Below are 13,129 nucleotides of genomic sequence, written 5' to 3'. Positions count from 1 at the left end.
GCTTTCCGCTCGCATGGAAACATGCGAGCGATGAGAAAGCGCGCTAATTGCTCCAAAGGAGAGCCCAGCCATGGCTCGTAAACCGGCTTCGAAGAGCGAATTCGTCCTATTCGATGTGATCTATGAAGACGGCAGCCAGCGCTCCAATCGCCGCGTTCCGAAGGAAATTCTCGGCGGGCTCGACGGCGACGCGCCCGCGCGCGCAGCCCTCGAAGCGCAGGATCGGGAGATCGCCGAGCGCTCGGGGCAGCCGATGGCGGCGATCAAGACAGTGCGGCGCTCGTCCTGACCCGTTTCTCAGGTTCAATTCGCTTTGGTAAGCGGCTTCCCAGCTTGGATCTGATTCCAGATGGTCCAGCGGAATAGCTCGGCCCCGGATTCGTCAATCGCGCGAACCGCTTCGGGCCATTCCCAGATATTGGGGCTTGCGCGTCTGTCAGGAAGCTCCTCCTGCGCCCATGCAACGAACGCCAGTTCATCGGCGAATGGCGGCATGGAGACGCTCCCCACCAGGCGCCCAACGCCACCGCCAATCGCTAATTTGTAAAACTGGATACGGGCCATTTCTCGCCTGCGCTTTCCCGACAAGCATGCGAGGGGAAATCGGTGGGCGCTAGCCGTAATCAACCCTGCCTAAATTCAAATTGCCGTCTGCGGCGCCGTCACTGAAGGCGACGCTGACGCAGGGCTCCGAATTCGGATTATCCCGACGTCATGGCCGCGCTTGTCGCGGCCATCCACGCCGCGCACGCGGAAAAGCCTAAAAAGATGAGCGGAACAACGCCGTTTCTTTTCCTCGCGTGTCGCAATGTCCTGGCGTGGATGCCCGCGACAAGCGCGGGCATGACGTGGCTGATGGACGCTGGCCAAAGGCAGGCGGACGCTCGCCCGGCGATTGAGCGACATTGTCACGGACGCGAAGACGCCCTGGGCCCAAACAGATCACGAAGAGGGCCGCCATGAATTACAGACTTGCGATCATCGTCCTGGGCGTCGCGATGTTTATCGTCGCGATGATCCCTTATGCCTACAAGCCGAGGTGCGCGACGCCCGACTGCCCGCCGGAGCCTCCATATTTTGGTGAGCGCGGCAGCCGCTAAGGCAGACAGCCGCAGAGGTTAGTCACCGCGTTTAATCGCGATACCGGCGCTCACCAGAAGCAGAAGACCGGCGAAGACCCGCACCGAAAGCAGTGGCGCGTCGCTCCTCGTCGCCAAGCCCTGAATGACGCTCCCGGCGCCGAAGAGCCCGCAAAAGAGCAGGAAACCCCGGCGTTCTCGCTCGTCCGGGCGCCAGTCGCGAGACAGGGCGCGGCGCATGCAAATTCCGCCGACGCAAATCATGATGAGTGCGATGATAAGAGCGCTCACGCCGGTCCTCGCCATTCCTGGTGAACTAGACGCCTGCCTGGCAGAGCAGTGGTCTTTTGGAACTTGGATCGCGTAGCCGGCGAGGTGGGAGGCGAGGGCGATTGTCGCGCGATCGTCATTGCGAGGAGCGAAGCGACGCGGCAATCCAGGGCAGGGACGGGGCTCTGGATTGCTTCGCCGCGCTCGCAACGACGCGTTCGCGCGCAATTCCCCGCCGCCTTGAGGCGGTTCTTTCTTTGCCTATGATTTCGTTGGGGTCTTTTGGTGGAGCTGGGGGGATTCGAACCCCCGACCTCTGCAGTGCGATTGCAGCGCTCTCCCATCTGAGCTACAGCCCCGCTCCGAGGCGGGTGGATAAAGGTCGCGCCTTTCTCTGTCAATCGCCGATCGACGCCGAACGTCATTTTTCGCACATAAGCTTGCGGCGTCGCAAAAGGTTGCCGCGCGGGGGCGGGGAGGCTAGGAAGGCGCCGAGCCCATCATTTGCGGGACGAAGGCATGTCTTACGCGGTTGCGAATCTGCTTCTCACCATCATCGACCTCTATTGGTGGGTGTTGATCATCTCTGTCATCCTGTCCTGGCTTGCCGCCTTCGACGTGATCAATATGCGCTCCCAGGCCGCGCAGACGATCTGGCGCGCGATCGACGCCCTCACCGAGCCGGCGTTGCGGCCGATCCGCTCCATCGTGCCGGCGTTCGGCGGCCTCGACATCTCGCCGCTGATTCTGCTGCTCGCCCTGCAATTCCTGCGCGACATTATTTCCCGCACCCTGGTCTATGGCTGATCCGCCCTGGACGGTTGAGCCCGACGGCGTCACGCTCTGGCTGCGACTGACGCCCAAGGGCGGGCGCGACGCCATAGATGGCGTCGAGACGCTGTCGGATGGCAAAAGCGTGCTCAAGGCGCGGGTGCGCGCCGCGCCCGAGGACGGGCGCGCCAACGCCGCGCTGATCGAGCTGATCGCCAAGGCGCTGTCGGCGCCCAAAAAAGCGGTGACGATTCGCTCCGGCGAAACGAGCCGCGTGAAGAAGCTTTTTGTCGCGGGCGACCCCGCGCGCTACCTCGATGCGCTGGCGAAGCTGGCGCCAACAAACGGCTAGAGAGATGAGCAAGTCGAAAATCAACGTCGGCAATTTCTTCGAGGACTTCAAGATCGGCCAGGTGTTGCGCCATGCCGCGCCGCGCACTGTCACAGTCGGCGAGGTCGCGCTCTATACGGCGCTCTATCTGCCGCGTTTCGCCGTGCAGTCGTCCAAGGCCTTCGCCCAGGCGATCGGCTTTCAGGAAGCGCCGATCGACGACATGCTGGTGTTTCATCTGGTGCTCGGCAAGACGGTGCCCGACGTTTCGCTGAACGCCCTCGCCAATCTCGGCTATGCCGACTTCAAATTCCTCGCGCCGGTCTATCCGGGCGACACGCTCGACGCGACCTCCGAGGTCATCGGCCTCAAGGAGAATTCCAATAAGGAAACCGGCGTCGTCTATGTGCGCACGACCGGCAAGAATCAGCGCGGCGAAACGGTGCTCTCCTACGCCCGCTGGGTGATGGTGAAGAAGCGCGACAAGGATGCGCCCGTTGGCCCGACCGTCGTGCCCGACCTCCCCAAGGCCGTTACGCCGTCCGAGCTCGGCAAGGCCGTCCCGCAGCTTAATGTCGCGGCTTACGACAAGGCGCTCGCCGGCTCGCCCTTCTTCTGGGGCGACTATGAGGTGGGCGAGAAGATCGACCATATCGACGGCATGACCGTCGAGGAGGCCGAGCATATGCTCGCCACGCGCCTCTACCAGAACAACTCCAAGGTGCACTTCAACCAATATTACGAATCGCAGGGCCGCTTCGGGAAGCGCATCATCTATGGCGGCCATGTGATCTCCATGGCGCGCGCGCTGTCCTTCAACGGGCTGGAGAATGTCTTCCACGTCTCGGCGGTGAACGGCGGCAAGCATGTCAATCCGCTCTTCGCCGGCGGCACCATCTTCGCGTGGAGCGAGGTGCTGGATAAGGCGGAGATTCCCGGCCGCGCCGACATTGGCGCGCTGCGCCTGCGTCTCGTCGCGACCAAGGACAAGCCCTGCGCCGAGTTCCCGCTCGTCGCCGCCGACGGCAAGCCGGATCCGGCGGTGCTGCTCGACCTCGATTACTGGGCCGTGTTGCCGCGGTAAGCCGTTGCGGGCCTAACCGTCATTGCGAGAAGCGAAGCGACGAAGCAATCCAGAGCCCAATCGCGGCCCTGGATTGCTTCGCTGCGCTCGCAATGACGAGTTGCAAGGTCGCTTCGTCTTCCCAACCCCGCCAAGCTAGGAACAACGCCCGAGCCCGTCTGTTGTAGGGGCACGTGACACTAGTCTCACGTGCCTAGAGCCTCGAAGAGCGTGAAGTCATGAAACGGGCGCGCGACATCGCACGCTCGCGGCTCGCGCTTGCGACGACGGAGTAACAGACATGTTCAAAGCGATTATGTTCGCGGCTGCGCTGGCGACGGCGGGGGCCGGCGCCGCCTATGCACAGGCGACGGGCGGCACGACCGGCGGCACGACCATGGGGCCGGGCGCCGGATCGAGCACGCGCGGACCGAATGCGTCCATGGGGACGACAGGCGCCCCGGCGCAATTGATGACGACGTTGCCGCAGCACGCCTCGGCGGTCTCCAATTGGTACGATCAGAACGTCTACGACCAGCAGGATAACAAGCTCGGCGAGATCAAGGACATGCTCCTCGATCGCGAGGGCAAGGTGCAGGCGGTGATCGTGTCGGTCGGCGGCTTCCTCGGCATGGGCGAGAAGGACGTCGCCGTTTCGTTCGACGCAGTGACGCCGACGCAGCGCGAGAACAAGTTCTGGCTCGCAATGAACGTCAACAAGGATCAGCTCCGCTCGGCCCCGGGCTTCCGCTACGATCGGTCGAAACAGACGTGGACGGTCGCGGAACGCTGACTGCGACAGACGCTGCGCTGTGATATTGGGCCTCGCTCTTTGGCGGGGCCTTTTTACTGATCCGCTTCGATCAGGCGGCGAGCAGTCGTAAGCGGTAGAAACAGGCTGTCAGGTTTGTTGGCGAAGGGCTTGAAGAGATATTTTCGGTAGAATGCAGCCGCCGCATCATCAATGGCGTCGACGATAATCGCATGCGCGCCAATGGGTGAAGCGCAAATTCTCGCGAAGGCGTCAAAGAGGAGCAAGCCGCCTACGCCCTCTCCAGCATAGGCTTTATCTCGCGCAAGCCAGCCGATCAGCACAGCGGGCACGGTCGGATAGCGGGGGAGCTTGCCAGCGAGATCGGGCGGAACCTCGAGCAGCGGGACGCCGCTTGATGAAAGGGTATAAAATCCTACGATCTTCTCATCGGACCTTTCGACGAGAACGTAGCAGGCCGCATAGTTGCGCCTTACGTCCTGTCCGAGGCCGTTTGCAAAATACCGGTCAATCCTGGCGTTGCCGCTCGAGAAGCCTCTGCGATCTCGGGCGCCGAGCGCCGTCGAATAGAAGCGGGTCACCGCATTTCGACATTTTTGGCGTGCGCCCGCTTGGCCTTTGCCAAGGCTGCGTTCGGCTCCGGCGGGTTTATTAAGGCGTGCGCGAAGGCGAGTTGGTCCTGCGCGGAAAGCCGAATAATTTCCTCTTCCTCAATTGCCTTACGCGCGGCCTCATGCGCGGCCGATACGACGAAATCGGTTAGCGTCCGGCCTCGCAGCTCCGCGGCGCGCTTCAATGTCGCGTAGACGCTTGCCGGGAGGCGGGCTTCAAGGCGGGCGGTGTCGTTCTTGGGCATGGTGTGGAGAATACGGCAGACTGCCGTATTCTCCAAGGCTAATTTACATCGGCTCCGGCAGCTTGTCCTCGTCCGCGAGATTGGAGAAGCGGGTCACCTCGGCCTCGAAGGCCAGCGCCACCGTGCCCGTGGGGCCGTGGCGCTGCTTGCCGATGATCGCCTCGGCGCGGCCATAGGCGCGCTCCATCTCGGCTTGCCATTGGATATGCTCTTCCGTGCCTTCGCGCGGCTCGCGGTTCTTCAGATAATATTCCTCGCGATAGACGAAGAGCACGACGTCGGCGTCCTGCTCGATCGAGCCGGATTCGCGCAGATCCGAGAGCTGCGGACGCTTGTCGTCGCGCGACTCGACCTGACGCGAGAGCTGCGAGAGCGCGATCACTGGCGCGTTCAGTTCCTTGGCGAGCGCCTTCAAGCCCGTGGTGATTTCGGTGAGTTCCTGCACGCGATTGTCGCCGCGCGATTTCGAGCCGGAGAGGAGCTGCAAATAGTCGACGACGAGCAGATCGAGTCCCTTTTGGCGTTTCAGCCGCCGGGCGCGGGCGACAAGCTGCGCGATGGAAATGCCGCCGCTCTGATCGATGTAAAAGGGAATGCTCTGCATCTCGCGTGAGGCGTCGACGATGCGGCGGAAGTCTTCTTCGTTCAGATCGCCGCGACGGATTTTGTAGCTGGCGACGCCGGACTGTTCGGCGATGACGCGGGTGGCCAATTGCTCGGCCGACATTTCGAGCGAGAAGAAGCCGACAATTCCCCCATTGATGGTCTTATGAGAGCCGTCCGGCTCCGTCTCATATTGATAGGCTTTGGCGATGTTGAACGCGATGTTTGTCGCCAGCGCCGTCTTGCCCATGCCGGGGCGGCCGGCGACGATGATGAGGTCGGACTTTTGCAGGCCGCCCATTTTCTCGTCGAGATCGGCAAGGCCGGTGGAAACGCCGGAAAGGTGGCCGTCGCGCATATAGGCGCTCGACGCCATGTCGATCGCGATGGTGAGCGCGTCGGAGAAACGCTGGAAGCCGCCCTCATATCGACCTGTCTCGGCGATCGAATAAAGCTTGCGCTCGGCTTCTTCGATCTGGGCGCGTGGGCTCGCGTCCACGGGCGAGTCAAAGGCGGTGTTGACGATGCTTTCGCCAATGCTGATGAGGTCGCGCCGCGTCGCGAGGTCGTGGACGATGCGGCCGTAATCCTCGGCGTTGATGATGGTCGTCGCTTCCGCCGCGAGGCGCGCGAGATAGGCCTGGATCGTGACGCCCGCCGGCAGCTCGATGTCGGCGAGAAAGGTTTTCAGGGTGACGACGGTCGCGAGCTTGCCGGCGCGGATGAGCTGGCCCGTCGTCTCATAGATTCGGCGGTGCAGCTCCTCGGAGAAATGCTCGGGCTTGAGAAAATCCGAGACGCGGTCGAAGGCGTCGTTATTGACGAGAATCGCGCCGAGCAGCGCCTGTTCGGCCTCGATATTGTGGGGCGGCGTGCGATAGGCGGGCGTCTCGGGCTGCGCGACCTGAAAGGCGCGGCGGCCCGCCAATTGTTCGATCGGCGGCATAGAAGCTCGTTTATTGCGAATGAAATTCCGGGGCTTTCAAACACGCGACGCGGAAGCCGGCCGGTTCGAGTGTGACCTTCGCATGAACGAGGTAAGGGCGCCAGACTTGACTCTTAAGCGAAGGTTTAGCGGCGCCAGTTGCGAGTCTTTTCCACAGAGCAGAAAAGAATCAGGCTGCGGGGAAGCGCTAGGGCTTGCAGCCCACGCGAATCACTTCGCGCTCGCAATGACGGGTTCGGCGGACAACGAAAAAAGCCCGGCGATCTTGCGAGCGCCGGGCCGAAAACCAAAAAGCGGGAGAGCTTCTTACAGCTCCACGTCGCCGGCTTCCGCCAGCGCCGCGCCGATCTCGAGGCCGAGATCGTCCATGGAGGTCTCTTCGCGCGCCGTGGCCGATTCACCGCGCGCCTGGCGCTCGGCTTCTTCTTCCGAACGGGCGACGTTGAGCGTGATCTTGACGTCGACTTCCGGGTGCAGATGCACCGGCACGCTGTGCAGGCCCAGCGCCTTGATCGGATGGGTCAGCACGATCTGGTTGCGGTTGAGCGAGAAGCCGCCGGCCGTCGCGGCCTCGGCGACGTCGCGCGTGGCGACCGAGCCATAGAGATGGCCGCTCTCGCCCGCCTGGCGGATGATCACGAAGGTCTGGCCGTCGAGCTTCTCGGCGACGGCCTCGGCTTCCTTCTTGGCCTCGAGATTGCGGGCCTCGATCTGAGCGCGCTGGGTCTCGAAATGGCCCTTATTGCCTTCCGTGGCGCGCAGCGCCTTGCCGCGCGCAAGGAGGAAATTGCGGGCGTAGCCGTCGCGCACGCGGACCGTGTCGCCCATCTGGCCGAGCTTGGCCACGCGTTCGAGCAGAATGACTTCCATTTTCTTCTTCTCCGAGAGTTGGCGCCTTTGTCAGGAAAATCCGGCTTCTGTCAATCGCTTTTCGCCGGATTTTGAGGCGCCGCGGCCGTCTTGCGGTCGCGATAGTTGAAGATTGTGTCGGCGCCGCCGAGCACTGTGAGCGGCACGATCGGCCATCCGAGGAAGCCGAGCATGAAATAGAGAATCGCGAGGACCAATGCGCTGGACTTGGAGCCGCGCACGAAAATGTGAACGACAGCAAGGCCCTGCAGCATCAGCAGCATGCCCATGGTGGCGGCCAGAACCAGGCCGATCGCTCCCGATGGGCCAGGGAAAAACGTCAGCGCGAGGCCGGTCAGGAACAGCCCGCCCACGCTGCGGGGAAGACGGAACTCCATGGCGATGTCGGGCCACGGACGCGTCAGAAGCGCCGAGGCACGGGCGATTGTCGCGCCGAGCCAGATGTTGGCGACATGCACGAAGAGCCCGTAACCCGCTAGAAAGGCCGGCACGGCGAGGGCGACCTGGCCTGAAAGCTCGGTCGGGTTCAAGGATTCCGGCAGTTGCTGGTCGCGCCGCATATTGTCGAGCAGGATGAAGGCGCGGGCGCGGATCGGGTTCAGAGCCTCGTCCAGCGAGCCATTGCTGATGGAGGCGACGACGAGCCAAAGGATGACGGCGAAGGCGATCGCGCCGCCGGCGGCGAGACAGGCCCAGCTCGAAAAATTCGCCCGGATCAGATCGCGGCCGCCGCGCGGCGCGCCCGACGCCGCATAGGCGGCGAGCCAGGCCGGGCCGGCGACCAGCAAGCCATAGCCCATGCCCACGATAGGGTGGGGGTAGATCGAGAGGATCAGCGTCGCGAGGATCGCCGAGGTCGCGCCGTGGATGATTCCGAAGCCAAAGGCCACGATGAGGATCGGCAGCGGCGCGAGATGGGCGAAGATCAGCCCGCCGACGCCGCCGCGCGTGACGACGAGCGCGATCGTCGCGGCGGCGAGGCCAGCGAGGATCGAAACGCCGATATTCTGCAGCGAAAACACGCTCTTGTCTGGCACGGGCGTCAGCTTCCGGGTCGAAGTCCGCGGCCCGCCCGCGGGATACGGCGCGGTCAAGCCAAAAAGCGCCGATACGGCCTCTCGGCCGGCGGCGCATCGCGTGCTTTTAGTCCGGCGCGGGCGGAAGGGCAAGGGCGAGCGTCGCGGTCGCCTTTTAGAAAAATTCAAAACTGGAAACGAACAACGGCTCAGCCCAGACGTTTGAATCACACGGGCCGCGATAGGTGGCGGCCTTGCAGGAGGAAGGCTCATGATGCTGCCGCAGACGGTCGCCCTTGCCGCGCTCGCCTTGGCTGCAACGCAGGTTTCAGCTCTGGCTCACGCTTATCTGATCGACTCGGTTCCGGCGAAGAAGCAGGAGGTGATGCATCCGTTGTCGCGGATCAAGCTGGCCTTCTCGGCAACGGCCGACGCGCATTTCTCGGTCGTGAAGCTCACCGACGACAAGGGCGCCGTGATCGCCGAGACGACGCAGCAAACAGCCTCGCGAGAGATGACCCTTCCAGCGCCGGCGCTGAAGCCGGGGCCCTATCAAATTCGTTACCGGGTGCTATCGACCGACGGCGATATTGTGGAAGGAAAGGTAGATTTCGTGGTGCGCGCCGCGGCGGACCCGGCGCGGGATTTCCAGGATGAGCGGCCGCAAAGTTGAGGCGGCTGGCCGGCTCCTCGCCGCGCGCCCTGTCCTATGATAGGTTACGCGCGAGGAGCCGTCGCTCAATGCCGTCGACCATCACCAAAGCCGCCGAGGGATATTACCGCCGCGCCTTCACGGTCGACGAGATTATCGCCATGCAGGACGCCGGCATCATTTCCGAAGACGAGAATTTCGAGCTGATCGAGGGGGAAATTGTCCCCATGGGGCCGAAGTATTCTGCGCATGAGCTGATCAAGTCCGAGCTCGGCATGGCGCTTTCCAAATCTTGTCCGGACACACTGAGGATCGGCTTCGAAAGCTCCTTCTTCTTGTCTGCGAGCACTTTCGTCGAACCGGACATCGCGGTCTATTCCAAGAGACTCCGGACCCAGGACGTTCGCGGCCCCGATATTCTGCTCGCCATCGAAGTCGCCGCCTCCAGCCTCGCCTATGATCTCAACTTGAAGGCCAAACTCTACGCGCGCCATGGCGTGCGCGAATATTGGGTCATCGACGCCAATGAGCGCGTGGCCTTCGTCCATCTTGGCCCGAGCGAAACGGGCTGGGGCAGCGTGACGCGCAAGGGGCCGGAAGAGGCGCTCCGCAGCGCCGCCGTCCCGGCTTTCACCTTTCGGCTCGTCGACGCCTGAGGCTCACAACTCCCGCAGCTCCGGTCCCGGACGACGCGACAGAACGCGCCAGGTGCCCGCAAGGCCGAGCGCGATCGTGACCGCGAGCGCCGCCGCGGTTGTCGCCACCACGGCGCCCACCGGGAAAACGAAGTCGATCTTCATCAGCATGGTCGTCATGGCGAAGGCCGCGGCCGCGCCCGCCAGGAGCGCAATCAGCGAGGCGACGAGCCCGACGAGGCCGAATTCCAGCGCATAGGTCGTCGCAAGCCATCCGCGCGTTGCGCCCAGAGTTTTCAGCACCACGGCGTCATGCAGCCGCGCCCGCTGACCGCTCGCCACGGCGCTGGCGAGGGCGAGAATAGCCGTGACGATGGCGAGCCCGGCCGCTGCGCGAGCGGCGAGCGCCAATTGCCCGGCGATTTTATCGACGGCCTGCAAAGCGTCCTTCACGCGCACTGAGGCGATCATCGGGAAACGCTTCGCCGCCTCGCGCGCGAGACGCGCATCCATCGCGTCGCGCGCGGCGACGCTCGGCGCGCCATAGGAGATGGTGAAAAGTTCCATGTAGGGCGCAGCGGCAAATGTATTCGGTGAAAACACCATCACGAAATTGATGCCGAAGCTTCGCCAGTCGACCTTGCGGAGGCTGGTAATCTTCGCGACTGTCTCGCGGCCCAGCACATTCACCTTGATCTCGTCGCCGAGCGAAAGCCCCAGCCCCTCTGCGACCCGCTCCTCGAGCGAGACCAGCGGCGGGCCATTGTAATCCGCTGGCCACCATTCGCCTGCGGCGAGGCGAGAATTTGCCGGCACGTCGGTCGAGAAGGTCACGCCGCGGTCGCCGTCGAGCGCCCATTTGGCGTCGTCCGCCACGGTAATTTTCTCGACGGGAACGCCCTTCATCTCGATGATGCGGCCGCGCATCATCGGTACATGTTCGATCTTGGCGCCGGGCGCCTGCTCGGCCAGAAAGGCGGCGAAGGCGGGCGCATCAGTTTTCGGGGCGTCGATGAAATAGAAGTTGGGGATTTCCCCAGCGTCGGCGCGCGCCAGCTCATTGTGGATCGAGCCTTCGACGAGAGCGAGGGCGACGAGCAAGGTCTGGGTCAGGCCGATCGAGACGACGAGCGCCGGCGTGAGGCTCTTTGGCCGCCAGATATTGGCAAGGGCGAAACGCACACGCGCATCGCGCGGACGGGGCAGGGCGCGGGCCGCGCGCATGGTAAGCCAGGCGGCGCCGCGTAAGGCGCCGAAGGCGAGGGCGGCGGCCCCGACATAAGCGAGCCCCAGCTTGAGATCGGAAGAGGAGAGGACGATCAGCGCGGCCAGCAACGCCGCAGCCGCCCAGGCGCCAGCGCGGTAGCGGGTGAGCTTTATGCTGCGCGTGTCGTCGCGCAGCAGCGCCGCGACCGGGACTTCATGCGCGCGTCCCAGCGGAACGAGCGCGAAGATCAGCGTCACGAGCAGCCCATAAAGCGCGCCGAAAGACGCGCCGCGCAGATCGAGAGACGCCGATACGGGCAGCTCGGCAAGCTGCTTCAATGTCTCCGCCGCGGCGACAGGGATAACGGCGCCCACGGCGAGGCCGAGCAGGATCGCGAAAACCGCCGCGGCCAGGACCTGCGCAAGCGCAATGACGAAGACATGCGAGCCCGTTGCGCCCAGCGCCTTCAGCACGGCGAATTGCATGCGCTTGCGCTCGACGAAGCCCTGCACGGCGTTGGCGACGCCGGCGCCGCCCGCGACCAGCGCCGTCAGCGCGACCAGCGTCAGCAATTGGGTGAAGCGATCGAGGTTGCGTGAGAATTGCGGGGAGACCGCGTCGCGCGTGCGCAGATCCCAACCGGCCTGCGGGAAAGCAGCGTCGGCGGATTTGGCGAAGGCTTTCACCCCCTCGTCGCTGGCGTTTCCGCTGAGCGTAATCCGCGTGGCGTTGCGCACCACAGAGCCCGGCGACACGAGCCCCGCCGCGACAAGCGCTTTGCGCGTCATCATCACGCGCGGGCCGAAGCCGACGCCGCCAGCGAGCTTGTCGGGCTCGCTCATGAGCAGCGCGCGCAATCTCATCCGACTATTGCCGATCAAGAGCGTATCGCCGAGCTTCACGTCGAGCCGCGCCAGCAGGATCGGATCGACGGCGATTCCGTCGACGCCGTCTTTCTCCGCCAGCGCCTCGGCGAGTGGGACGGCGGGATCGAGCGCGACCGCGCCGAAGGCGGGATAGGTCGCGGGATCGACGGCTTTGATTTCGATCATCGCCGCCTCGCCGTCGTCGCGCCGGGCCATGGCGCGCATCAACGAGATTTCCGAGAGGCGTCCGCGCGCCTGGAAAAACGCCCGCTGTTCGGGAGTCAGCGCCCGCGCGGTAACGCTGAAGGAGGCGTCGCCGCCGAGAATGGTGCGGCCCTCGCGAGCGAGGCCCTGAGAGAGCGAACGCGACAGGCCCGAGACGCCCGAGATCGCGGCGACGCCGATGACGATGCAGGCGATGAAGATCGAAAAGCCGCGCGGATCGCCGAGGAGATCCCGCAGCGCGAAGCGCAGGCCGAAGGGGAGGGAGCGAAAGCGCGCGCCGGCCATTAGTTTTCGTCCGTCTCGATGCGCCCCGAGCGCAGTCGCACGCGCCGTCCGCAGCGCGCGGCGAGGGTGGCGTCATGGGTGACGAGCACCAGCGTCGCGCCCCGGCGCTTCTGCTGGGCGAAGATGAGGTCGATCACGGAAGCGCCGGTCTCAGAGTCCAGATTGCCGGTCGGCTCGTCGGCCGCCAAAATCAGCGGGTCGGGGGCGAGCGCGCGGGCAAGCGCGACACGCTGCTGCTCGCCGCCGGAAAGCTGGGTCGGGTAGTGGGACAGGCGATGGCCGAGCCCGACGGCGGCGAGCTCCGCCTCGGCGACGGCGAAGGCGTCGGGCTTGCCCGCAAGCTCCAGCGGCACAGCGACGTTCTCGAGCGCCGTCATGGTCGGAATGAGCTGGAAAGACTGGAAGACGACCCCTATCTTTTGACCACGGAAGCGCGCCAGCGCGTCTTCCGAGAGGGCGCCCAGGTCGGCTCCGTCGATTCTGACGGCGCCGGAGTCGGGCCGCTCCAGCCCGGCGAGGGTCATGAGCAGCGTGGATTTTCCCGACCCGGAGGGGCCCAGAAGACTCACAGTTTCGCCATGGGCTATGTTCAAGCTGACGCCCTTGAGGACATGGACCCGCGCGGCGCCTTCGCCCAGCGTGAGATGGACGTCTGCGAGTTCGATAACTGGTTGCACGGAGA

General features: G+C 64.3%; 16 protein-coding genes and 1 tRNA gene. 7 read left to right on the top strand and 10 right to left on the bottom strand.

What is annotated here, in order from left to right:
* Positions 1–70: 70 nt before the first annotated feature.
* Positions 71–289, top strand: a complete 219-nt coding sequence (locus QNA11_RS05420; RefSeq protein ID WP_202071641.1) for a hypothetical protein — start codon at positions 71–73, stop codon at positions 287–289.
* A 14-nt stretch (positions 290–303) separates the two neighbouring features.
* Here the strand turns inward: QNA11_RS05420 and QNA11_RS05415 are convergent, their stop codons facing one another.
* The 3 genes from QNA11_RS05415 to QNA11_RS05405 all read right to left on the bottom strand — a co-directional run bounded on the left by QNA11_RS05415 (position 304) and on the right by QNA11_RS05405 (position 1,708).
* Positions 304–564, bottom strand: a complete 261-nt coding sequence (locus tag QNA11_RS05415; protein ID WP_202071642.1) for a hypothetical protein — start codon at positions 562–564, stop codon at positions 304–306.
* A 554-nt stretch (positions 565–1,118) separates the two neighbouring features.
* On the bottom strand, positions 1,119–1,370 hold the full coding sequence (locus QNA11_RS05410) for a hypothetical protein (protein ID WP_283482238.1): 252 nt from the start codon (positions 1,368–1,370) through the stop codon (positions 1,119–1,121).
* A gap of 262 nt (positions 1,371–1,632) precedes the next feature.
* Positions 1,633–1,708, bottom strand: a tRNA-Ala gene (locus tag QNA11_RS05405).
* A 160-nt stretch (positions 1,709–1,868) separates the two neighbouring features.
* On the opposite strand from QNA11_RS05405, the gene QNA11_RS05400 reads away from it, so the two are divergent.
* From QNA11_RS05400 to QNA11_RS05385, 4 genes are all read left to right on the top strand, one after another.
* Positions 1,869–2,156: a YggT family protein gene (locus QNA11_RS05400; protein ID WP_281927514.1), complete on the top strand. Its 288-nt coding sequence runs from the start codon at positions 1,869–1,871 to the stop codon at positions 2,154–2,156.
* Complete coding sequence (locus QNA11_RS05395; RefSeq protein WP_283482237.1) at positions 2,149–2,472, top strand: DUF167 family protein; 324 nt, start codon at positions 2,149–2,151, stop codon at positions 2,470–2,472. Before QNA11_RS05400 ends, QNA11_RS05395 begins: the two co-directional genes overlap by 8 nt.
* A gap of 4 nt (positions 2,473–2,476) precedes the next feature.
* Positions 2,477–3,535 carry a MaoC family dehydratase gene (locus QNA11_RS05390; RefSeq protein WP_283482236.1) on the top strand — a complete coding sequence of 353 codons (1,059 nt, stop codon included), beginning with the start codon at positions 2,477–2,479 and terminating at the stop codon, positions 3,533–3,535.
* A 280-nt stretch (positions 3,536–3,815) separates the two neighbouring features.
* Positions 3,816–4,307 carry a PRC-barrel domain-containing protein gene (locus QNA11_RS05385; protein WP_283482235.1) on the top strand — a complete coding sequence of 164 codons (492 nt, stop codon included), beginning with the start codon at positions 3,816–3,818 and terminating at the stop codon, positions 4,305–4,307.
* Positions 4,308–4,360: 53 nt separating this feature from the next.
* Here the strand turns inward: QNA11_RS05385 and QNA11_RS05380 are convergent, their stop codons facing one another.
* The 5 genes from QNA11_RS05380 to QNA11_RS05360 all read right to left on the bottom strand — a co-directional run bounded on the left by QNA11_RS05380 (position 4,361) and on the right by QNA11_RS05360 (position 8,598).
* On the bottom strand, positions 4,361–4,867 hold the full coding sequence (locus QNA11_RS05380; RefSeq protein ID WP_283482234.1) for a GNAT family N-acetyltransferase: 507 nt from the start codon (positions 4,865–4,867) through the stop codon (positions 4,361–4,363).
* On the bottom strand, positions 4,864–5,142 hold the full coding sequence (locus tag QNA11_RS05375) for a type II toxin-antitoxin system TacA family antitoxin (protein WP_283482233.1): 279 nt from the start codon (positions 5,140–5,142) through the stop codon (positions 4,864–4,866). Before QNA11_RS05375 ends, QNA11_RS05380 begins: the two co-directional genes overlap by 4 nt.
* A gap of 43 nt (positions 5,143–5,185) precedes the next feature.
* Entirely contained in the window at positions 5,186–6,691 is a 1,506-nt protein-coding gene (locus QNA11_RS05370) for a replicative DNA helicase (RefSeq protein ID WP_283482232.1), read from the bottom strand.
* Positions 6,692–6,997: 306 nt separating this feature from the next.
* Positions 6,998–7,561, bottom strand: coding sequence for a 50S ribosomal protein L9 (rplI, locus tag QNA11_RS05365; RefSeq protein WP_202071651.1), 564 nt, complete (start codon positions 7,559–7,561; stop codon positions 6,998–7,000).
* A 50-nt stretch (positions 7,562–7,611) separates the two neighbouring features.
* A complete protein-coding gene (locus QNA11_RS05360) occupies positions 7,612–8,598 on the bottom strand; it encodes a DUF2232 domain-containing protein (protein ID WP_283482231.1) in 987 nt (328 codons plus the stop codon).
* A gap of 250 nt (positions 8,599–8,848) precedes the next feature.
* On the opposite strand from QNA11_RS05360, the gene QNA11_RS05355 reads away from it, so the two are divergent.
* Positions 8,849–9,250 (top strand): copper resistance CopC family protein, encoded by a 402-nt coding sequence (locus QNA11_RS05355; RefSeq protein WP_202071653.1) that lies wholly within the window; start codon positions 8,849–8,851, stop codon positions 9,248–9,250.
* A gap of 68 nt (positions 9,251–9,318) precedes the next feature.
* Complete coding sequence (locus QNA11_RS05350) at positions 9,319–9,885, top strand: Uma2 family endonuclease (protein WP_283482230.1); 567 nt, start codon at positions 9,319–9,321, stop codon at positions 9,883–9,885.
* A 3-nt stretch (positions 9,886–9,888) separates the two neighbouring features.
* Here QNA11_RS05350 and QNA11_RS05345 read toward each other — a convergent pair whose 3' ends face one another.
* Positions 9,889–12,447, bottom strand: coding sequence for an ABC transporter permease (locus tag QNA11_RS05345; RefSeq protein WP_283482229.1), 2,559 nt, complete (start codon positions 12,445–12,447; stop codon positions 9,889–9,891).
* On the bottom strand, positions 12,447–13,124 hold the full coding sequence (locus tag QNA11_RS05340; protein WP_283482228.1) for an ABC transporter ATP-binding protein: 678 nt from the start codon (positions 13,122–13,124) through the stop codon (positions 12,447–12,449). Before QNA11_RS05340 ends, QNA11_RS05345 begins: the two co-directional genes overlap by 1 nt.
* Between the last annotated feature and the right edge of the window lie 5 nt (positions 13,125–13,129).

It is taken from the genome of Methylocystis sp. JR02 (assembly GCF_030063565.1).
Classification (GTDB): domain Bacteria; phylum Pseudomonadota; class Alphaproteobacteria; order Rhizobiales; family Beijerinckiaceae; genus Methylocystis; species Methylocystis iwaonis.
The sequence above is the reverse complement of the archived record's forward strand: the minus strand, read 5'-3'. Positions and strand labels throughout refer to the sequence as shown.